At 53.6% G+C, this 20,398-nt stretch carries 23 protein-coding genes and 1 riboswitch; of the genes, 21 read left to right on the forward strand and 2 right to left on the reverse strand.

What is annotated here, in order from left to right:
- Positions 1-92 precede the first annotated feature (92 nt).
- Positions 93-1,010 (forward strand): proline dehydrogenase family protein, encoded by a 918-nt coding sequence (locus GC56T3_RS02725; RefSeq protein ID WP_013144294.1) that lies wholly within the window; start codon positions 93-95, stop codon positions 1,008-1,010.
- Positions 1,011-1,241: 231 nt separating this feature from the next.
- Here the strand turns inward: GC56T3_RS02725 and GC56T3_RS18260 are convergent, their stop codons facing one another.
- Positions 1,242-1,391 carry a YuzL family protein gene (locus GC56T3_RS18260; RefSeq protein WP_011232479.1) on the reverse strand — a complete coding sequence of 50 codons (150 nt, stop codon included), beginning with the start codon at positions 1,389-1,391 and terminating at the stop codon, positions 1,242-1,244.
- A 187-nt stretch (positions 1,392-1,578) separates the two neighbouring features.
- On the opposite strand from GC56T3_RS18260, the gene GC56T3_RS02730 reads away from it, so the two are divergent.
- The 12 genes from GC56T3_RS02730 to GC56T3_RS02785 all read left to right on the forward strand — a co-directional run bounded on the left by GC56T3_RS02730 (position 1,579) and on the right by GC56T3_RS02785 (position 12,414).
- On the forward strand, positions 1,579-3,966 hold the full coding sequence (locus tag GC56T3_RS02730; protein ID WP_013144295.1) for a 3-hydroxyacyl-CoA dehydrogenase/enoyl-CoA hydratase family protein: 2,388 nt from the start codon (positions 1,579-1,581) through the stop codon (positions 3,964-3,966).
- A 28-nt stretch (positions 3,967-3,994) separates the two neighbouring features.
- Entirely contained in the window at positions 3,995-5,167 is a 1,173-nt protein-coding gene (locus tag GC56T3_RS02735; protein WP_011232477.1) for an acetyl-CoA C-acetyltransferase, read from the forward strand.
- A gap of 137 nt (positions 5,168-5,304) precedes the next feature.
- The gene (locus tag GC56T3_RS02740) at positions 5,305-7,089 is read left to right on the forward strand and encodes an acyl-CoA dehydrogenase family protein (protein WP_013144296.1); all 1,785 of its coding nucleotides are present in this window, start codon (positions 5,305-5,307) and stop codon (positions 7,087-7,089) included.
- Positions 7,090-7,167: 78 nt separating this feature from the next.
- Positions 7,168-7,533: an arsenate reductase family protein gene (locus tag GC56T3_RS02745; RefSeq protein WP_013144297.1), complete on the forward strand. Its 366-nt coding sequence runs from the start codon at positions 7,168-7,170 to the stop codon at positions 7,531-7,533.
- Positions 7,534-7,628: 95 nt separating this feature from the next.
- Positions 7,629-8,012 (forward strand): glycine cleavage system protein GcvH, encoded by a 384-nt coding sequence (gene gcvH / locus GC56T3_RS02750; protein WP_013144298.1) that lies wholly within the window; start codon positions 7,629-7,631, stop codon positions 8,010-8,012.
- Between the two features lie 75 nt (positions 8,013-8,087).
- Entirely contained in the window at positions 8,088-8,324 is a 237-nt protein-coding gene (locus GC56T3_RS02755) for a YusG family protein (RefSeq protein WP_013144299.1), read from the forward strand.
- 98 nt (positions 8,325-8,422) lie between these two features.
- Positions 8,423-8,782: a toprim domain-containing protein gene (locus tag GC56T3_RS02760; RefSeq protein WP_013144300.1), complete on the forward strand. Its 360-nt coding sequence runs from the start codon at positions 8,423-8,425 to the stop codon at positions 8,780-8,782.
- The gene (locus GC56T3_RS02765; RefSeq protein ID WP_013144301.1) at positions 8,779-9,096 is read left to right on the forward strand and encodes a thioredoxin family protein; all 318 of its coding nucleotides are present in this window, start codon (positions 8,779-8,781) and stop codon (positions 9,094-9,096) included. The genes GC56T3_RS02760 and GC56T3_RS02765 overlap by 4 nt, the downstream gene beginning before the upstream one ends.
- Before the next feature lie 146 nt (positions 9,097-9,242).
- Positions 9,243-9,590, forward strand: coding sequence for a hypothetical protein (locus tag GC56T3_RS02770; protein ID WP_013144302.1), 348 nt, complete (start codon positions 9,243-9,245; stop codon positions 9,588-9,590).
- Between the two features lie 73 nt (positions 9,591-9,663).
- Positions 9,664-9,773, forward strand: a riboswitch (SAM riboswitch).
- Positions 9,774-9,860: 87 nt separating this feature from the next.
- Complete coding sequence (locus tag GC56T3_RS02775) at positions 9,861-10,889, forward strand: methionine ABC transporter ATP-binding protein (protein WP_011232469.1); 1,029 nt, start codon at positions 9,861-9,863, stop codon at positions 10,887-10,889.
- Positions 10,879-11,547 (forward strand): methionine ABC transporter permease, encoded by a 669-nt coding sequence (locus GC56T3_RS02780; protein WP_013144303.1) that lies wholly within the window; start codon positions 10,879-10,881, stop codon positions 11,545-11,547. Before GC56T3_RS02775 ends, GC56T3_RS02780 begins: the two co-directional genes overlap by 11 nt.
- Positions 11,548-11,562: 15 nt before the next feature.
- Entirely contained in the window at positions 11,563-12,414 is an 852-nt protein-coding gene (locus GC56T3_RS02785; protein ID WP_013144304.1) for a MetQ/NlpA family ABC transporter substrate-binding protein, read from the forward strand.
- A gap of 118 nt (positions 12,415-12,532) precedes the next feature.
- Here GC56T3_RS02785 and GC56T3_RS02790 read toward each other — a convergent pair whose 3' ends face one another.
- Positions 12,533-12,718, reverse strand: a complete 186-nt coding sequence (locus GC56T3_RS02790) for a hypothetical protein (protein ID WP_013144306.1) — start codon at positions 12,716-12,718, stop codon at positions 12,533-12,535.
- A 585-nt stretch (positions 12,719-13,303) separates the two neighbouring features.
- On the opposite strand from GC56T3_RS02790, the gene GC56T3_RS02795 reads away from it, so the two are divergent.
- The 8 genes from GC56T3_RS02795 to GC56T3_RS19860 all read left to right on the forward strand — a co-directional run bounded on the left by GC56T3_RS02795 (position 13,304) and on the right by GC56T3_RS19860 (position 20,200).
- The gene (locus GC56T3_RS02795; RefSeq protein ID WP_013144307.1) at positions 13,304-13,666 is read left to right on the forward strand and encodes a carboxymuconolactone decarboxylase family protein; all 363 of its coding nucleotides are present in this window, start codon (positions 13,304-13,306) and stop codon (positions 13,664-13,666) included.
- Between the two features lie 233 nt (positions 13,667-13,899).
- On the forward strand, positions 13,900-14,679 hold the full coding sequence (sufC, locus tag GC56T3_RS02800) for a Fe-S cluster assembly ATPase SufC (RefSeq protein WP_011232465.1): 780 nt from the start codon (positions 13,900-13,902) through the stop codon (positions 14,677-14,679).
- Positions 14,680-14,696: 17 nt separating this feature from the next.
- Positions 14,697-16,007 carry a Fe-S cluster assembly protein SufD gene (gene sufD / locus GC56T3_RS02805; protein WP_013144308.1) on the forward strand — a complete coding sequence of 437 codons (1,311 nt, stop codon included), beginning with the start codon at positions 14,697-14,699 and terminating at the stop codon, positions 16,005-16,007.
- Positions 16,004-17,224 (forward strand): cysteine desulfurase, encoded by a 1,221-nt coding sequence (locus tag GC56T3_RS02810; RefSeq protein ID WP_013144309.1) that lies wholly within the window; start codon positions 16,004-16,006, stop codon positions 17,222-17,224. The genes sufD and GC56T3_RS02810 overlap by 4 nt, the downstream gene beginning before the upstream one ends.
- Positions 17,214-17,663, forward strand: coding sequence for a Fe-S cluster assembly sulfur transfer protein SufU (gene sufU / locus GC56T3_RS02815; RefSeq protein ID WP_013144310.1), 450 nt, complete (start codon positions 17,214-17,216; stop codon positions 17,661-17,663). Before GC56T3_RS02810 ends, sufU begins: the two co-directional genes overlap by 11 nt.
- Before the next feature lie 6 nt (positions 17,664-17,669).
- Positions 17,670-19,067: a Fe-S cluster assembly protein SufB gene (gene sufB / locus GC56T3_RS02820; RefSeq protein WP_011232461.1), complete on the forward strand. Its 1,398-nt coding sequence runs from the start codon at positions 17,670-17,672 to the stop codon at positions 19,065-19,067.
- 491 nt (positions 19,068-19,558) lie between these two features.
- Positions 19,559-19,759: a transposase gene (locus tag GC56T3_RS02825; RefSeq protein ID WP_223810853.1), complete on the forward strand. Its 201-nt coding sequence runs from the start codon at positions 19,559-19,561 to the stop codon at positions 19,757-19,759.
- Positions 19,760-19,777: 18 nt separating this feature from the next.
- Positions 19,778-20,200, forward strand: a complete 423-nt coding sequence (locus GC56T3_RS19860) for a hypothetical protein (RefSeq protein WP_227456683.1) — start codon at positions 19,778-19,780, stop codon at positions 20,198-20,200.
- Positions 20,201-20,398: the final 198 nt, after the last annotated feature.

The following is a 20,398-nucleotide window of genomic DNA, read 5'->3' on the forward strand; positions in this document are numbered from 1 at the left end:
AATAAACCGTGGGGAAAAAACATATTCAATTGAATTGAAACATGGTACAATAAGAATGGTGAATGCGTTTCCATACAAGGAGGCTTGCAACAGTGGAGCAGTTGATGCGTGATTTTTTCCTGTTCTTATCGAAAAATAAAACATTGACGAAATGGGCGAAACGATACGGCCTTCGCTTCGGCGCTTCACGGTTTGTCGCCGGCGAAACGATCGAGGAAGCAGTGCGCGTCATCCGCCAGCTGAACGAAAAAGGATTGGCGGTCACGGTCGACTATTTGGGTGAGTTTGTCGACAATGAGCAGGAAGCGAATGAGATGGCGCGCCATTGCTTGGAGGCGATTGAGGCGATCAGCCGGGAGAAGTTGAACTCGCAGCTGTCGCTGAAAATGACATCGATGGGGCTTGATATTTCCGATGAGCTTGTCATGCGCAACATGCGCCGCATTTTGGATGCGGCAAAACAGCGCGGCGTGTTTGTGACGATCGATATGGAAGACTATTCGCGCTGCCAAAAGACGCTGGACATTTTTAAAACGTTGAAAAAAGAATACGACAACGTCGGCACGGTGCTGCAGGCGTATTTGTACCGGACGGAACAAGACATTGAAGATTTAAAGCCGTACCGCCCGAACTTGCGGCTCGTCAAAGGAGCGTACAAAGAATCGCCGGAGGTGGCGTTTCCGGATAAAAAAGATGTCGATGAGAACTTTAAGAAGATCATTAAAATGCATTTGCTAAACGGCAACTATACGGCGGTGGCGACGCATGACGACGCCATCATCGAATATACGAAGCAGCTCGTCAAAGAATACAACATTCCCAACAGCCAGTTTGAATTCCAAATGCTGTACGGCATCCGCCCGGAGCGCCAAGTGCAGCTGGCGCGCGAAGGATATACGATGCGCGTGTACGTTCCGTACGGCACGGACTGGTATGGCTATTTTATGCGCCGGCTCGCCGAACGGCCGGCCAACGTGGCGTTTGTTTTAAAAGGCATCCTCCGCAAGTAGGGGCGCAAAACAGAGGAAAACGCCGGCGGCCGCCGAGCGTTCGGGCGCAGAAGGGGACAGGCATCCAGCGGCAACGGCCATCAAGCCTTTTTGGATTTCAGACAAACGCCGTTGCATGTCACGGGGCGTCGGGCGGTCATTTGAGGTAAACGCCGTTCCAGATCGTGCGGCCTCTCTTTGTTTTTTCCCTATATTTGCAGCTATGACAGGCGGGAGCTGACGCCATGGGCGTCAGTCCCCTTGCATGTTGTGCTTTTTGTACTGCTGGTTTTGGCTTGTCCGCTTGCCGCCGCCGTCGGCTTCGACCGTCGGGCCGGCGTTTCCTTTGACGCTTGCGGCGCTGACGCCGCGTTCAGATGGATTTTTTTTCAACCGGGCCATCGGTGGCTCACCTCCTGATCGTTAGTATGAGCAACATTTCGGAGTGCGATGTCGGGAAAAATGTGCGCAAATATATTGCGAAAATTACCAACATACTATATATTTATTTATAGAGAGCGGTTTCAACGATATTTTTTTCATCAAAAAATGAATGACCATTCATTCAATGGTGTGAGGGGGAACCGAAATGGTAAAACGCATTCGGCGCGCCGCGGTGCTCGGGTCCGGCGTCATGGGTTCGGGCATTGCCGCCCATTTGGCGAACGTCGGCATTCCGACGCTGCTGTTGGATATCGTGCCGCGGGAATTGACGAAAGAGGAAGAAGCAAAAGGTTGGACGCTCGAGCATAAACAAGTGCGCAACCGCCTCGCCAATCAGGCGCTGGAAAGGCTGCTCAAGCAAAAACCGGCGCCGCTCATGTCCAAAGACAACATCGCTTTGATTGAAACGGGCAACTTCGAGGATGACTTCCACCGGCTCGCGGAAGTCGATTGGATCATTGAAGCGGTCGTTGAAAAGCTGGAAGTGAAAAAAGAAGTCTTCGCTCGCGTCGACGAGGTGCGGACGCCGGGGACGATCGTCAGCTCGAACACATCCGGCATCTCGATCGCCGCGATGGCGGAGGGGCGTTCGGATGATTTCAAAAAACACTTTTTAGGCACGCATTTCTTCAATCCGCCGCGCTATTTGAAGCTGCTTGAGATCATCCCGACGGAGCATACGGATCCGGACGTCGTCGCCTATATGAAATCGTTCGGCGAAGACGTGCTCGGCAAAGGCGTCGTCATGGCGAAAGATACGCCGAACTTCATCGCCAACCGGATCGGCACGTATGGCTTGCTCGTCACCGTCCGCGAGATGATGCAAGGCGGCTACAGCGTCGGCGAGGTCGATTCGGTGACGGGGCCGCTCATCGGCCGGCCGAAAAGCGCGACGTTCCGCACGCTTGACGTCGTCGGGCTCGATACGTTCGTGCATGTCGCCAACAACGTGTATGAAAACGTCGAAGGGGAAGAAAAAGAGGCGTTCCGCGTGCCGGAGTTTATGAAAACGATGCTTGAAAACGGCTGGCTCGGCAGCAAATCCGGACAAGGCTTTTTTGTCAAGCAAGGAAAAGACATTCTCGAGCTGAACTACGTCACGATGCAATACGAGCCGCGCAAAAAGCTTGTCACCCCGGCGGTGGAGATGGCGAAGCAGGCGAAAGGAGCGGCCGCCAAGCTGCAAACGCTCGTGTATGCCGATGGCGACCGCGCGGGAACGCTCCTTTGGAACATCATCGCACCGACATTGCTGTACACCGCCCGCCTTGTCGGGGAGATCGCCGACGACATCGTGGCGATCGATCAGGCGATGAAGTGGGGGTTCGGCTGGGAGCAAGGTCCGTTTGAACTGTGGGATGCGATCGGCCTCGAGAAGTCGGTGCGCAAAATGCAGGCGGAAGGGCGCGACATCCCGTCGTGGATCACGGACATGCTCGCCGACGGAGCCACATCGTTCTATAAAACGGAAAACGGCCGGCTGTTCTATTATGCGCCGGGCGGGTATAAAACAGTAGAAGAAAACGAAAAAGTCATCCACATCCGCCGACTGAAAGAGGCGCGCGGCGTCATCAAGAAAAATGCCGGCGCCAGCCTCATTGACCTCGGCGACGACGTGGCGCTTCTGGAGTTCCATTCGCCGAACAACGCGATTGGCGCCGATATTGTCCAAATGATCAACGAGGCGCTTGAGGAAGTCAACCGCAACTACAAAGGTCTCGTCATCGGCAACCAAGGGAAAAACTTCTGCGTCGGCGCGAACTTGGCGATGATGCTCATGGAGGCGCAAGACGAAAACTTTTTTGAATTGGAACTTGCCGTTCGCCAGTTCCAGCAAGCGCTTCTCAAAATGAAATACAACCCGAAGCCGGTCGTCGTCGCGCCGTTTGCCATGACGTTAGGCGGCGGGGCGGAAGTGAGCTTGGCGGCTTCGCGCATCCAAGCGGCGGCCGAGACGTACATCGGGCTCGTCGAAGTCGGCGTCGGCTTGATTCCGGGCGGCGGCGGCAACAAGGAGCTGTACATCAAACGGTTGAACAGCCTGCCGCGCGGCGTGGACGTCGACTACGTCAAAATCGCGGCCAGCGTATTTGAAACGATCGCCATGGCGAAAGTGTCGACGTCAGCGGCGGAAGCGCGCGAGCTTGGCTTCTTGAATCACCGTGACGGCATCACGATGAACGGCGACCATCTGCTGTATGAAGCGAAACAGGCGGTGCTCTCGATGTATGAGGAAGGGTACCGGCCTCCTGTAAGGAAGAAAGTGCCGGTGGCCGGCGAAAGCGGCTATGCCGCCATGCTGCTTGGGGCGCAGTCGATGTTCCATTCCGGCTACATCAGCGAGCACGATTTGAAAATCGCGAAAAAATTGGCGTATGTTCTAGCCGGCGGCAAAGTGCCGTACGGAACGGAAGTCGACGAGCAATATTTGCTCGATCTCGAGCGCGAGGCGTTTTTGAGCCTCATCGGCGAGCCGAAGACGCAAGCGCGCATGCAGCATATGCTTGTGAAAGGAAAACCGCTCCGCAACTAAAGCGGAGGAGATCAAGGGGGGGATTGGCGTGAGAGAAGCGGTCATTGTCGCAGGTGCGCGCACACCGGTCGGCAAAGCGAAAAAAGGAACGCTCGCCCACGTGCGGCCGGATGATTTAGGGGCGCTCGTCGTCAAAGAAACGATCAAGCGCGCGGGGAACTATGAAGGAAACATTGACGACTTGATTATCGGGTGCGCCATGCCGGAGGCGGAGCAAGGATTGAACATCGCCCGCAACATCGGCGCGCTCGCCGGGCTGCCGTATACCGTGCCGGCGATCACGATCAACCGGTATTGCTCGTCCGGTTTGCAGGCGATCGCCTATGCGGCGGAACGGGTGATGCTCGGCCATTCCGATACGGTCATCGCCGGCGGGGTCGAATCGATGAGCATGGTGCCGATGATGGGGCATGTCGTCCGCCCGAACGCCCGCTTGGCGGAAGAAGCGCCGGAATACTACATGTCCATGGGGCACACTGCCGAGCAAGTGGCGAAAAAATACGGCGTCAGCCGCGAGGACCAAGACGCGTTCGCGGTGCGCAGCCACCAGCGCGCCGCCAAGGCGATTGCCGAAGGAAAATTCAATGAAGAAATCGTGCCGGTCGAGGTGACGGTGCGCAAAGTAGAAGGCAACAAACTCGTTGAGGAGAAAGTCGTCTTTACACAAGATGAAGGCGTGCGCCCGGACACGAATATGGAAACGCTCGCGAAACTCCGGCCGGCGTTTGCGGTAAACGGCACCGTCACCGCCGGCAACGCGTCGCAAATGAGCGACGGGGCGGCGGCGGTCATGGTGATGGACCGCGAAAAAGCGGAGTCGCTCGGCTTGAAGCCGCTCGGCAAGTTTCGTTCGTTCGCGGTTGCCGGCGTGCCGCCGGAAGTGATGGGGATCGGCCCGGTCGCTGCGGTGCCGAAAGCGTTGAAGCTGGCCGGCCTTGAGCTGTCCGACATCGGTTTGATCGAGCTGAACGAAGCGTTCGCCTCGCAATCGATCCAAGTCATCCGCGAACTTGGATTGGATGAAGACATTGTCAACGTCAACGGCGGGGCGATTGCTCTAGGCCACCCGCTCGGCTGCACGGGCGCGAAGCTGACCTTGTCTTTGCTTTACGAAATGCGGCGCCGCAACGTGCAGTTCGGCATCGTCACGATGTGCATCGGCGGCGGCATGGGAGCGGCTGGCGTGTTTGAGCTGCTGTAGCGGCAGCTGACAGCGAGCGGGCTTCATCAGCTCGCGCGAGGCATGCATCCGCATTTGCCCAGCTGCATGGAACGTCTATTTCCCGGGCGGCGTCGCCGCCCGGATCATCAATCATCTTTCGGGGGAGGAAATCAACGATGGCCAAAACGATGGAAGAAGCGATCAAAGGCGGCAGCTTTTTGATTGAAGACATTCCGGCGGAGCGCGTGTTTACGCCGGAAGATTTCACCGACGAACATCATATGATTGCCAAAACGACGGAAGAGTATGTCAACAATGAAGTGCTCCCGCAGCTCGAGCATTTGGAAAACCACGAGTTTGACCGTTCCGTGAAATTGCTTCGCAAAGCGGGCGAGCTCGGCTTGTTAAGCGCTGACATTCCGGAAGAATACGGCGGTTTGGGCCTAGATAAAGTGAGCTCGGCCATCATTGCGGAAAAAATGGCGCCGGCCGGCGGTTTTGCCATTTCGCACGGGGCGCACGTCGGGATTGGCTCGCTGCCGATTGTGTTGTTTGGCACGGAAGAACAAAAACAAAAATATTTGCCGTATTTAGCGACCGGCGAAAAAATCGCCGCCTACGCCTTGACGGAGCCTGGCTCGGGTTCGGACGCCCTCGGCGCGAAAACGACGGCGAGATTAAACGCGGAAGGCACGCATTACATTTTAAACGGCGAAAAACAATGGATCACCAACTCCGGTTTTGCTGATGTGTTTGTCGTCTATGCAAAAGTCGACGGCGAACATTTCACCGCGTTCATCGTGGAACGCGACTTCCCGGGCGTTTCAACTGGTCCGGAAGAAAAGAAAATGGGGATTAAAAGCTCGTCGACAAGAACGCTCATTTTGCAAGATGTGCCGGTGCCGAAAGAAAACGTGCTCGGTGAAATCGGAAAAGGCCATGTCATCGCCTTCAACATTTTGAACATCGGCCGCTACAAGCTTGGGTTAGGGGCGGTCGGCGGCGCGAAGCGGGCGTTGGAGATCACGCTCAAATACGCCAATCAGCGCCAGCAATTCAAACGGCCGATTTCGCAGTTTACGTTGACGCAGGAAAAATTCGCGACGATGGCGTCGCGCCTGTATGCCGCCGAAAGCTCGGTTTACCGCACGGTCGGCTTGTTCGATGAACGGATGGGCCTGCTTGATGCGGAAAAGGCGAAAGATGGCAAGGAAGTGGCGAAATCGATCGCCGAATATGCGATCGAATGCTCATTGAACAAGTTTTTTGCGACGGAAGTGCTCGATTACATCGTGGATGAAGGCGTGCAAATCCACGGCGGGTACGGCTTTATGCAGGAATACGAAATTGAGCGCGCCTACCGCGATTCGCGCATCAACCGCATTTTCGAGGGGACGAACGAAATCAACCGCCTTCTCGTGCCGGGCATGTATTTGAAAAAGGCGTTAAAAGGCGAGCTGCCGCTCTTCCAAAAAGCGCAGCAGCTTCAGGAAGAACTGATGATGATGGCGGCCGAGGAACCGGGTTCGGGCGTGCTCGAACAAGAGAAATACTTGGTGCGCAACGCGAAAAAAATCGCCTTGATGGTCGCCGGTTTAGCGGCGCAAAAATACGGCCAGCGCATTGAAGAAGAGCAAGAAGTGCTCGTCAACATCGCCGACATCGTCTCGAACATTTACGCGATGGAATCAGCGCTTTTGCGCACGGAAAAAGCGATTCAGGCGAGCGGTGAGGAGAAAAACAAACAAAAATTGCTGTACACGCAAATTTTCTGCCAAGAGGCGTTCAATGAAATTGAAGCCCATGCGAAAGAAACGCTCGTCGCCGTCGAACAAGGCGACACGCTGCGGATGATGCTCGCCGCGCTCCGCCGGCTGACGCGCCATACGCCGATCAATGTGATCGCGAAAAAACGCGAAGCGGCCGCCGCGCTCATTGAAGCCGAACGGTATATTGTGTGATAATGGGAAGTGCCAGGCAGACTGCCTGGTGCTTCTTATTTGTTTGCCAAACAGCGGAAATGAAAGGGAGGAGTGAAGATGGCGCTCACGCTCTATTGGTATCCAAAATGCGGAACGTGCCGGAAGGCGAAGCGTTGGCTCGATGAACACGGCGTTGACGTGCGGACGGTGAACTTAGTCGACGAGCCGCTGACGAAAGAGGAGCTCGCCCGTTTGCACCGTCAAAGCGGGCTGCCGCTCAAAAAATTTTTCAACACGAGCGGGATGAAATACCGCGAGCTTGGCTTGAAGGACAAGCTCGACCGCGCATCGGAAGACGAGATGCTCGATTGGCTCGCCTCGGACGGGATGTTGGTCAAACGGCCGATTTTGACGGACGGCGAGCGGGTCGTCGTGGGCTTTCGCGAACAAGAATACGAGGCGTTTTTCGCGGCGGGGACATAAAAAATTTTTGCAAAATCGGGTGAATTCAGTGAGTTTTTGCGGAAAATCGGTTATGATGAAAAGGAATATACATTTTGTCGCAATGGAGGGATTCGATGAACACGCCGAAAGAACTTCGTTACACAAAGGAGCATGAATGGGTGCGCGTGGAAGGAGAGAACGTGCGCGTCGGCATTACGGATTACGCCCAATCAGAGCTTGGCGACATTGTCTTTGTCGAGCTGCCGGAAGTCGGCGCAGAGGTTGCGGCGAACGAGCCGTTCGGCAGCGTTGAATCGGTGAAAACGGTCTCGGAATTGTATGCGCCGATCAGCGGCACGGTGGTCGAAGTGAATGAGGCGTTAAATGACCATCCGGAGTACGTGAACGAATCGCCGTATGACAAAGCGTGGATGATTGTCGTCAAACCGAACGATTTGAGCGAAATCGACAATTTGTTGACGGCGGAACAATACGAGGCGATGATCAACGAAGGATAAACGTTCCTGCAATCTTCGCTTCGATTCGGGCACTCTATACATATCGGAATTTGATTGAAAAAAGGGGTGCTCGCGATGGCGCTGCAAACGACGCGCATAGATGTCACGGACCGGATCATCGGCAAACTGAACGGCCGCTCGCTGGAGCTGTACGAGGAAGGAGAGCTCATCGGGCGCCTTCCGCTTCCGGCGGCCGTCCCGTTGAAAAATGGGTATACCGAACAAAACGGAAGAATTTACAAACAGGTGACCGCTACCGTTGAGCCGGACCAAAAATATGTCGATTGCGACGGGGAAGCGGGCTGGTGTTGAAAGGCAACGGTGGATGGCCGTTGCTTTTCATTTTCAACATTTGGCCGGCGCAAGACATACAATAATAGTATCCTCATTTGAAGTTAGGTGGGTCGGACATGCGACGCGTGGAAAAAGTGATCATCGTCGAAGGGCGATCAGACAAGCAAAAAGTGGCGGCGGTGCTGAACGAACCAGTCGTCATCGTCTGCACAAACGGCACGATCAGTGATGCGCGCCTTGAGGAGCTGGCTGATGAGCTGGAAGGATGCGATGTATACGTCTTGGCCGATGCCGATGAGGCGGGGGAAAAATTGCGCCGGCAGTTTCGCCGCATGTTTCCAGAGGCGGAGCATCTTTACATTGACCGGGCGTATCGCGAAGTGGCGACTGCTCCGCCTTGGCACTTGGCGCAAGTGTTGTTGCGCGCTCGTTTCGACGTCCGCATCGAATTGCTGATGAGAGGGAGAGGCGAGTGAAAGCGATCGACCGAAACGATGTCAAGCGAGTGGTGGAAGTCGAGCCGCTTCTGGCCCTTTATTTGTATACACCGCTGTGCGGCACGTGCCAGCTGGCTCGGCGGATGCTCACGGTGGTGGAGCAGTTGTTTCCGGCGCTGCCGTTTTACGAAACGGACATCAACTATATCCCTGAGCAGGCCGTTGCGTGGAAAATTGAAAGCGTTCCTTGCCTGCTTCTTTTTAGGGACGGAACGATCGCAGGCAAGTGGTATGCCTTTCATTCCGTTCCGTATTTGTACGAAGTGATTCAAGCCTGCTTGCCGCCCCGATGATTCGCCTTTTTTTGACGCTGTTTGACACATTTCTTGGGAAATGACAAAAACGGCGCTCGTTCGTCAACGGGTTGTCGAGATTTTTGTGAAGGATTTCTCCTCTTCAGGTGGAAGTGAAAAAAATAAAAATGGGGGAGGGGATATCCATGGAAATGCGTGAATTAGTCGGGCAGTTCGTGGAACGGATGCAAGTGTTGCGCCATTTGGTGCCGATTTTGCCGGATGAGCAGCTATATGTTCGGTTTGAAAGCGATGACGAAACCGCCTTGCTGTTGATCGGCAAGGAATCAGCCGCTAGAGGGATGGAAAACGATGAACGGAAAACATTGACGGTGCGCGGCTCCAAAGAGGCGCTCGCGTCCCTGCTGAACGGCGAACTGAAGCTGCAGCAGCTCGTCCGGCTGCAAGAAGTGCACGTGTCAGGAAGCTTCCGCCATATGTTGCTGCTCGAGTCGCTCCTCCATTTGGCCAAGCCGTATCGGCACGTCGGATAAAAAAGATGTTGACACGATTCGACAGACAATGATACAATCACACTCGTAATCAATTGAATAGGCGATTGTTGCGCTCTTATCAAGAGAGGTGGAGGGATGTGCCCAATGAAGCCCGGCAACCGTCAGCGCATCTGCTGAAATGGTGCCAATTCACACAAAGCGGCCTGCTTTGAGAGATAAGAGACGGAATGGTGCACGATACCTTTCTGTTCTCTGCGGGCAGAAAGGTTTTCTTTTTGCGCTCTGCCGCTTGGGGAGGAAGGTGAAACGATGATTACACTCGAACAAGTGACGAAAATCTATCAGGCGGCCAACGGTTCGGTCACGGCTGTCGACAATGTGTCGCTTGAGATTCGCGAAGGGGAAATTTTCGGCATTATCGGCTACAGCGGCGCGGGGAAAAGCACGCTCATCCGCTTGCTCAATGGGCTCGAGAAGCCGACGAGCGGCCGGGTGGTCGTCGCCGGGCGCGATATGACGCGCGTGAAAGGTCGGGAGCTGCGCAAGGCGCGCCAAGAAATCGGGATGATTTTCCAGCATTTCAACTTGCTTTGGTCTCGCACAGTCAGGGAAAACATTGCCTTTCCGCTTGAAATTGCCGGCGTCCCGAAAGAGGAGCGGAACAAGCGGGTGGATGAATTGATCGAGCTTGTCGGCCTTTCCGGGCGCGAGGATGCCTACCCGTCGCAGCTGAGCGGCGGGCAAAAGCAGCGGGTCGGCATCGCCCGGGCGCTCGCCAACAACCCGAAAGTCTTGCTGTGCGACGAGGCGACATCGGCGTTGGACCCGCAGACGACTGATGCGATTTTGGACTTGCTCGTTGACATCAACAAGCGTCTTGGGCTGACGATTGTGCTGATCACCCATGAAATGCACGTCATCCGCAAAATTTGCGACCGCGTTGCGGTGATGGAAAGCGGCCGAATCGTCGAGCAAGGCGAAGTGTTGCATGTGTTCCGCAACCCGCAGCAACCGATTACGAAACGGTTTGTCAAGCAGCTGATCGAGCCCGAGGAGACGGAAGAGGCGATTTCCCATTTGTTTGGCCAATACCCGAGCGGGCTGATCGCGCAGCTGACGTTCGTCGGCGCGGCCGCCGGAAAGCCGCTCATCACCGAAGTGGTGCGCCAGTTTGCCGTCGATGTCAACATTTTGCAAGGGAAAATTTCGCAAACCCATCAAGGCGCCTATGGGGTGCTGTTCGTGCACCTCGACGGGGCGAGGGATGAAATCGACCGGGCGCTTGACTATATTCAACGCCAGCAAGTGGCGGTGGAGGTGATTCACGATGCTCGCTAACCTCCTGCCGAACGTGCAATGGGAGACGATGTGGGCGGCGACGGTCGAGACGCTGTATATGACGGGAGTGGCGGTGGCGGCCACTTTCGTCCTCGGAATCGTTCTTGGCTTGCTTCTATTTTTGACAGCGAAGGGCAACCTATGGGAAAACCGGTTTGTCAATACAGTGATTGCGGCGTTTGTGAACATTTTCCGCTCCATTCCGTTTATTATTTTGATCATTTTGCTCATTCCGTTTACAACATGGCTCGTCGGGACGATGCTTGGCGCCAATGCGGCGCTGCCGGCTCTGGTCATTGGGGCCGCGCCGTTTTACGCCCGCATGGTCGAAATCGCTCTTCGCGAAATTGATAAAGGCGTCATCGAAGCAGCCCAAGCGATGGGCGCCTCAACGTGGACGATCATTTGGAAAGTGCTGCTGCCGGAGTCATTGCCGGCGCTTGTCTCCGGCATTACGGTGACGGCGGTGTCGCTCGTCAGCTATACAGCGATGGCTGGAGCCATCGGCGCCGGCGGGCTTGGGAATTTGGCGTATTTGGAAGGGTTCCAGCGCAACCATAACGATGTGACGTTTGTCGCGACCGTATTGGTGTTGGTCATTGTGTTCGTCATTCAGGCCATCGGTGACTTTGTCACTTCGAAAATCGATAAACGATAAAGGGGGAAACAACTGATGAAGAAATGGCTGGGTGTGTTGCTCGCTGCTATTCTCGTGCTCGCTTTGGCGGCATGCGGCGGCAACAATAACGACAACGCGGAAGGCGGCAAAGACGGCAAATTGGTGAAGTTGAAAGTCGGTGCGTCGAACGTGCCGCATGCGGAAATTTTGGAAAAAGCGAAACCGATTTTGAAGAAAAAAGGCATCGACTTGGAGATCATTACGTTCCAAGATTACATCTTGCCGAACAAAGCGTTGGCTGAGAAGCAAATCGATGCCAACTATTTCCAACACATTCCGTATTTGGAATCGCAAAAGAAAGAGTACGGCTATGATTTCGTCAACGCTGGCGGCATTCATATCGAGCCGATCGGCTTATACTCGAAAAAATACAAAAGCATTGAAGAACTGCCGGACGGCGCGACGATCATCATGAGCAACTCGGTCGCCGACCATGGCCGCATTTTATCGATGCTGCAAGAAAAAGGGCTCATTAAATTGAAACCGGGCGTCGATAAAACGAAAGCGACAGTCAATGACATCATCGAAAATCCAAAGCATTTAAAATTTAAGGCCGATGTCGACGCCGGGCTTCTGCCGCAAATTTACAAAAACGGCGAAGGCGATGCGGTGCTGATCAACGCCAACTATGCGCTTGACGCCGGTTTGGATCCGGCGAAAGACCCGATCGCCGTTGAGTCGCCGAAAAACAATCCGTATGTGAACATTATTGCGGTGCGCAAAGGCGATGAAAACCGGAAAGAAATCAAAACGCTTGTCGAAGTGCTGCAATCGAAAGAAATTCAAAATTTCATTAAAGAAAAATACCACGGCGCCGTCATTCCAGCGGCGGAAAACAATCAATAACGGGAGCATTTCGCTTCCGTTTCTTTTTTTGTCTCCAAAAAGCCGCTCCTCTTAAACGAAACGAAAGCGGCAAAGGTTAAAACGATTCTGAATCCGAGGGCGCCGCGGCCGACCTGCTTCATCGGCCGTTCAAACGCGCCAGTACGGCGGCGAGCATAACGATGATGACGCAGTTTTGCAGGACGATCACCGCCGTTAAGCTGAAGGCGCCGTCTCCTTGTTCACCGAGGGTGTTGCCGATGATGATCCACGCCAAAAACGAAGCGAAAGCGGCGGTTAAGGCAAAGACAACCCAACGAATCAATGGTATTCTCCCCTTTCCTATGATGATGGAAGTGGAACAGAACCGTTTGTTTTCATCATCACATTCCGTCTATGTTGGCGAAACGGTGGTGTTTCCACACGCTTTCAATACCATTCGTTGTTTAATTTCGTTTTCCTTCATCCTATTTCGCGCAGGAGACTCCCACTTCAACGACCAAAGGGAGTAAGTGGGAGAGGAATGCTCGTTCCCCCTTTCTTTTGTGTATGATAGAATAAAGACGTGGAGAAAACTGTTAAATAAAGGCACTCCAATAACGGCTGCTCGATGTATGGAGTTGGTTGCAGGAAACGCTGCAACCGCAAAACATCGAGCGTAGGTCCGTCTGTTGTGTGTGGAAGCCAAGTACTGCCAACAGACACACCGAGAGAATCGGTAACGATGCAGGCATGACCTGCGTCGTTGGGCAGTCGTCAACCTGCCCCCTGATGCAACCCCAAGTCAAGGAAGGAGGACGAAGTCCGTTTGCACTTCTGGGGAGTTGCAAGCCCCCACTTCAAGCGTTAGCGAAGTGGGGGTAGTTGACGCATACTAACAGCAGAAACGAACAAAGGGAGGAAAATGATGATGAACAACGGAACACATGCATCGGTTGAATCCGCGCTTCGCCGCTACAAAGAAGGGATAGGAGCGTTCACCCAAAAACTTCCGAATGTGGCCGAGCGGTTTAACGCGTTTACGGAAGCGTGCTTTGCCGAGGGGGCGCTGTCGAAAAAAGAAAAACAATTAATCGCCCTCGGCATCAGCCTGGCGGCGCAAGACGAGTATTGCACGATTTACCATACGAAAGGATGCCTTGACGAAGGAGCGTCGGAACAGGAAATTTTGGAAGCATGCGCGGTGGCGGCCGCGTTTGGCGGCGGGGCGGCGATGAGCCAGGCGGTGACGCTCGTGCAGGAATGCCTCCGCGAGCTGCGGACGGCTCACTAGACTCCGGAAAAAACGGGGTCTTTTTTTTGCAAAAACTCGTACAAGCTTGCGGTTTTCGTGTAAAATAAATAAAAGATGCGGTTTTTCACATGGACATCGTGAAAAACAGAGCAGGGAAGTTGCAGGCAGTTTTCATTTGTTATAAAATGATAATGAGAATAAACTGAGAATGAGCGATCGCTAGAAGACAAGCGAGCGAATTGACTCTCAATCGGGAATTGGAGGTATGCTGCATGGCGGTATTGACGATTCGCAATCTCCACGTCGCCGTGGAGGGAAAAGAAATTTTAAAAGGAGTGGACTTGGAAGTCAAAGGCGGGGAAATCCACGCCATCATGGGTCCGAACGGAACGGGGAAGTCGACGCTGGCATCGGCCATTATGGGCCATCCAAAATATGAAGTGACAGAAGGATCGGTGACGCTCGACGGCCAGGATGTCCTTGAGATGGAAGTCGACGAGCGGGCGCGCGCCGGCCTGTTTTTGGCGATGCAATACCCAAGCGAAATCAGTGGAGTGACGAACGCCGACTTTTTGCGCGCTGCGATCAATGCCCGGCTTGGCGAGGGCAACGAAATTTCGCTCATGAAATTCATCCGCAAGCTCGATGAAAAAATGGCGTTTCTCGAAATGAACCCGGATATGGCGCACCGTTACTTGAACGAAGGATTCTCGGGCGGGGAGAAAAAGCGAAATGAAATTTTGCAGCTGATGATGCTTGAACCGAAAATCGCCATTTTGGACGAGATCGACTCCGGATTGGACATTGACGCGCTGAAAATTGTCGCCAAAGGCGTCAATGAAATGCGCAGCAGCGAATTCGGCTGTTTGATCATCACTCACTACCAACGGTTATTGAACTACATCACGCCGGATTACGTGCACGTCATGATGCAAGGGCGCATCGTCAAATCCGGCGGTCCGGAACTGGCGCAGCGGCTTGAGGCGGAAGGGTACGACTGGATCAAAAAAGAGCTTGGCATTGAAGACGAAACGGTCGGACAAGAAGCGTAAGCGTTAGGAGGAGGATTATGGCGACAGAAACGAAAATCCCATTCGATGAAACATACATCCGCACGTTCTCAAGCGGGCGCGGCGAGCCGGACTGGCTGACGGCGCGGCGCCTTGAGGCGCTTCGGCTGGCGGAGCGGCTGCCGCTTCCGAAACCGGAGAAGACGAAAATCGACAAATGGAATTTCACCGAGTTCGCCCGCCACACGGTCGACAGCGCGCCGTATGATGGCCTTGACGATTTGCCGGAAGCGGTCAAGGCGCTCATCGAGGCGGGCGAAGGAACGAAAAACTTGTACGTGCAGCGCAACCATACGCCGGCGTACGTGTCGCTGTCCGATGAATTAAAAGAAAAAGGCGTCATTTTCACCGACATCTTCACCGCCGCGCGCGAGCATGGCGACTTGCTGAAAAACTATTTGATGACGGCGGTCAAGCCGGATGAGCACCGCCTTGCCGCGCTCCATGCGGCGCTGCTCAACGGCGGCGTGTTTGTCTATGTCCCGAAAAACGTGGAGATTGAAACGCCGCTTCAGGCGGTCTATATTCAAGACGAAGACGATATCGCCCTATTCAACCATGTCATTGTCGTCGCAGAAGACAACAGCCGCGTCGTGTTTGTCGAAAACTATATATCGGCAAGCCGAGAAGGAAAAGCGGTCGTCAATGTGGTCGCCGAGGTGTTTGCCCAAGCGAACGCAAGCGTCTTTTTCGCCGCTGTCGACCATTTGGCGAAAGGCACAACGACGTATGTCAATCGGCGCGGCATCGCCGGGCGCGACGGACGGATCGAATGGGCGCTCGGGCTGATGAATGACGGCAACACGGTCTCCGAGAACATCACCCGCCTTGTCGGCGACGGCTCGTTCGGCGATACGAAAACGGTCGCGGTCAGCCGCGGCGAGCAAGTGCAAAACTTTACGACCAGCGTCGTCCATTACGGCAGGCATACGGAAGGTTACATTTTAAAACATGGCGTCGTCCGCGACAGCGCGACCTCGATTTTCAACGGCATCGGCAAAATTGAGCACGGCGCTTCAAAATCGAACGCCGAGCAGGAGTCGCGCGTCTTGATGTTGAGCGAAAAAGCGCGCGGCGATGCGAACCCGATTTTGCTCATTGATGAAGACGACGTCATGGCGGGCCACGCGGCATCGGTGGGACGCGTCGATCCGATCCAATTGTATTACTTAATGAGCCGCGGCATTCCGAGACGCGATGCGGAACGGCTTATCATCCACGGCTTTTTGGCGCCGGTCGTCGAGGCGATTCCGATTGAAGGCGTGAAAAACCAATTAATTGAAGTGATTGAAAGGAAAGTTCAATCATGAATGTGAACGAAATTCGCACGTTGTTTCCGATTTTGCATCAGGACGTCAACGGCCATCCGCTCGTCTATTTTGACAGCGCGGCGACGTCGCAAAAGCCGCTGCCGGTGATTGAGGCGCTTGACCGCTACTACCGCGAGTACAACTCGAACGTCCACCGCGGCGTCCATACGCTCGGGACGAAGGCGACGGACGCGTACGAAGGCGCGCGCGAAAAAGTGCGGCGGTTTTTAAACGCCCAATCGGCGCAGGAAATCATCTTTACGCGCGGCACGACCGCTGCGCTCAACTTGGTCGCTGCAAGCTACGGGCGCGCCAATGTCAAAGAAGGCGACGAGATCGTCATCACGTACATGGAGCATCACAGCAACTTAATCCCATGGCAGCAGCTGGCGAAACAAACGGGCGCAACGCTGAAATACATTCCGCTGCAGGAAGACGGCACGATCGATTTGCGCGACGTTGAGGCGGCCATCACCAAAGCGGCGAAGATCGTCGCCATCGCCCATGTGTCCAACGTTCTTGGGACGATCAACCCGGTGCGGGAGATCGCCCGCATCGCCCATGAGCGCGGGGCGGTCGTCGTCGTCGATGCGGCGCAAAGCGCTCCGCATATGAAGGTCGATGTTCAGGAACTTGATTGCGATTTTCTCGCCCTTTCCGGCCATAAAATGTGCGGGCCGACGGGAATCGGCGTATTATATGGCAAAAAGAAATGGCTTGCGCAGATGGAGCCAATCGAGTTCGGCGGTGAAATGATCGATTTTGTCGAGCTGTACGACTCGACGTGGAAAGAGCTGCCGTGGAAGTTTGAAGGCGGCACGCCGATCATCGCCGGGGCGATTGGCCTTGGTGCAGCCATCGATTTCCTTGAACAAGTGGGCTTGGACGCCATCGCCGCCCATGAGCATGAGCTGGCGCAATATGCGCTTAGCCGAATGGCGGACATCGAAGGCGTCACCGTCTATGGCCCGAAAGAGCGGGCGGGGCTTGTCACGTTCAACATCGACGGGGTGCATCCGCACGATGTGGCGACGGTCCTTGACGCCGAAGGAATCGCCATCCGCGCCGGCCACCATTGCGCCCAGCCGCTCATGAAATGGCTCGGCGTGACGGCGACCGCCCGGGCGAGCTTTTACCTTTACAATACGAAAGAGGAAATCGACCGGTTCATCGCCGCATTACAGAAAGCGAAGGAGTACTTCAGCCATGTCTTCTAACCATCCGTTGGATCAGCTTTACCGCCAAGTCATTATGGATCATTATAAAAACCCGCGCAACCGCGGGGTGCTTGAAGGAACGAACGTCGATGTCAACATGAACAACCCGACGTGCGGCGACCGCATCCACTTGACGATGAAAGTCGAAGACGGAAAAGTCGCCGACGTCAAATTTGAAGGGGAAGGCTGTTCGATTTCAATGTCGTCGGCGTCGATGATGACGCAGGCGATCAAAGGAAAAACGGTGGAGGAAGCGCTTCGGCTCGCCCACATTTTTTCCGACATGATCCAAGGGAAAGAGTACGACGATTCCGTTGACCTTGGCGACATCGAGGCGCTCCAAGGCGTTTCCAAATTTCCCGCTCGCATCAAATGCGCGACGTTGGCGTGGAAAGCGCTCGAAAAAGGGCTGCACAATCATGAACATGAAGGAAGGTGAACCGAGATGGCGAAAAAAGCTCCGGAAATCGGTGAATACAAGTACGGCTTCGTCGATAAAGACGTCTCCGTCTTCCGCGCCCAGCGCGGCCTGACGCGCGAAGTCGTCGAAGAAATTTCGCGGATGAAAAACGAGCCGCAATGGATGCTCGAGTTCCGCTTAAAAGCGCTCGACATCTTCTACAGCAAACCGATGCCGCAATGGGGCGGCGACTTGTCGAGCCTCGATTTCGATGAAATTACGTACTATGTCAAACCGACGGAAAAATCGGGCCGCTCGTGGGATGAAGTGCCGGCGGAGATCAAAGCGACGTTCGATAAATTAGGGATTCCAGAGGCGGAACAAAAATATTTGGCCGGCGTCTCGGCGCAATACGAATCGGAAGTCGTCTACCACAACATGAAAGAAGACCTCGAAAAACTCGGCGTCATCTTTAAAGACACCGACTCGGCGCTGAAGGAAAACGAAGACTTGTTCCGCGAGTATTTCGCCAAAGTCGTGCCGCCGACGGACAACAAATTTGCGGCCTTGAACTCGGCCGTCTGGTCGGGCGGTTCGTTCATCTACGTCCCGAAAGGCGTCAAAGTCGATACGCCGCTTCAGGCGTACTTCCGCATCAACTCGGAAAACATGGGGCAGTTTGAACGGACGCTCATCATCGTGGACGAAGGGGCGCACGTCCATTACGTCGAAGGCTGCACGGCGCCGATTTACACGACGAACTCGCTCCATAGCGCGGTTGTGGAAATCATCGTCAAAAAAGGCGCCTACTGCCGCTACACGACGATCCAAAACTGGGCGAACAACGTCTTCAACTTGGTGACGAAGCGCGCCGTCTGCGAAGAAAACGCGACGATGGAATGGATCGACGGCAACATCGGCTCGAAGCTGACGATGAAATACCCGGCCGTCATCTTAAAAGGCGAAGGGGCGCGCGGCTTGACGCTCTCCATCGCCATCGCTGGCAAAGGTCAGCATCAAGACGCCGGGGCGAAAATGATCCATTTGGCCCCGAATACGTCATCGACGATCGTCTCGAAGTCGATCTCCAAACAAGGCGGCAAGGTGACGTATCGCGGCATGGTCCATTTCGGCCGCAAAGCGTCCGGCTCGCGCTCGAACATCGAATGCGATACGCTCATTCTCGACAATCAGTCGACATCCGATACCATTCCGTACAACGAAATTTTAAACGACAACGTGTCGCTCGAACACGAAGCGAAAGTGTCGAAAGTGTCGGAAGAGCAGCTGTTCTACTTGATGAGCCGCGGCATTTCCGAGCAGGAAGCGACGGAAATGATCGTCATGGGCTTCATCGAGCCGTTTACAAGGGAGCTGCCGATGGAATACGCGGTCGAGATGAACCGCTTGATCAAGTTCGAGATGGAAGGAAGCATTGGGTAAGCTGGATGAATCAAGGGTGGAGCGCTCGTTTGCGGGCGCTTCCCCCACAAAACGCCCACATGATCGACGCAGGACAAAACAAGGGAGCGGCCGGCCGGCCCTTATTCTTTCCGGTGATCTCCAGAAGCGTCAAGGCCGCCCCGCAGGCCATTTCCTCCCTCATGGGAGCATGTTTTTAGGGGAGCGCTCTTTTTTGGGCGCTCCCCTGTCTTTCATTTCACATGCCAGGCGGCTCTGTTCAGCCGTGTACGATCTCTCGGCTTAGTAGCCTTTTTAGGCGTGAAGTTAACAGCCATGTATAAAAAACATGATTTTATTCATTTTTCCCGATAGGGACTACGAAAGAGATGTTTAAGTTAAGTGCAACTTTTTATTGACAAATAATTTTCTTTTTTTTACAATTAAACTGTAGATGAGCATTTTTCACTACAATAATTTCTATGGTTAAAAGAGACAAACAGAGACCTCCTTACACGATGCGGAACTGTTTTTTGACTACATCAATGGTCATATCCTCCTATTCGCCACAGCTGAACCCGATCGAGCACTTGTGGAAATGGCTGAAAGACACCGTCATTGCCAATGTGTTTCACCAAGATCGAAACGATATCGCCCAAGCCATTGCTCGGTTTATGGATGACATCCATGAACGCCCGGAGGAAGTGCTGCAACGCTTGGGGTGTGCAGGATGACTGAGAAACTCACTCTTCATGTTGTATGTATATACTTACATTCTACAGGAAAGGTGCTCTTTTTTCTATGATGTGTATGGGTATTATTGGTTAATCAACACGCCTGAAAAAAGAGGTGTTCAACAGCAACAAGAAAAAGGTATGACTAATCCAAATCATTATAAGGTAGGTGGCATTTTATTTTTGGCTCTTCACCAAAAGTTGTACTTGATTTTTTCTGAACATACCCCATTTACGCTTGTGAGGGAAAATCAACAAGTCCGTGATTTTGGCACATCTTTGTGCAGGAAACCGTATTGCTTGTCAAGTACATGTTGTGGTGAAGAGCCTTATTTTTATGAAACTTATATTTTCTGGAAAAAGTGGAATATTCATAAAGGTTCTCTTGTTAGTTATTTCATGGTTTATTATTTTATTCAGCTTGATGATTCAAAATTCTGATGCGTTCATTTATTGGTTTAATCCAAGCGTAGTATCCATTAGCGATGAAAGGTATTTTTATACTTTAGTGCCTACCTTTTTTAATATTCTACTTTTATTTTTCCAAATTAAGTTTTTGGGGGTTAGAGAGAGAAAAACAACTATCTACAAAATCTTGTTTGTTACGCTTGTCATTAATACTATATTGTTTTTATATTA

The organism is Geobacillus sp. C56-T3 (assembly GCF_000092445.1).
GTDB lineage: Bacteria > Bacillota > Bacilli > Bacillales > Anoxybacillaceae > Geobacillus > Geobacillus thermoleovorans.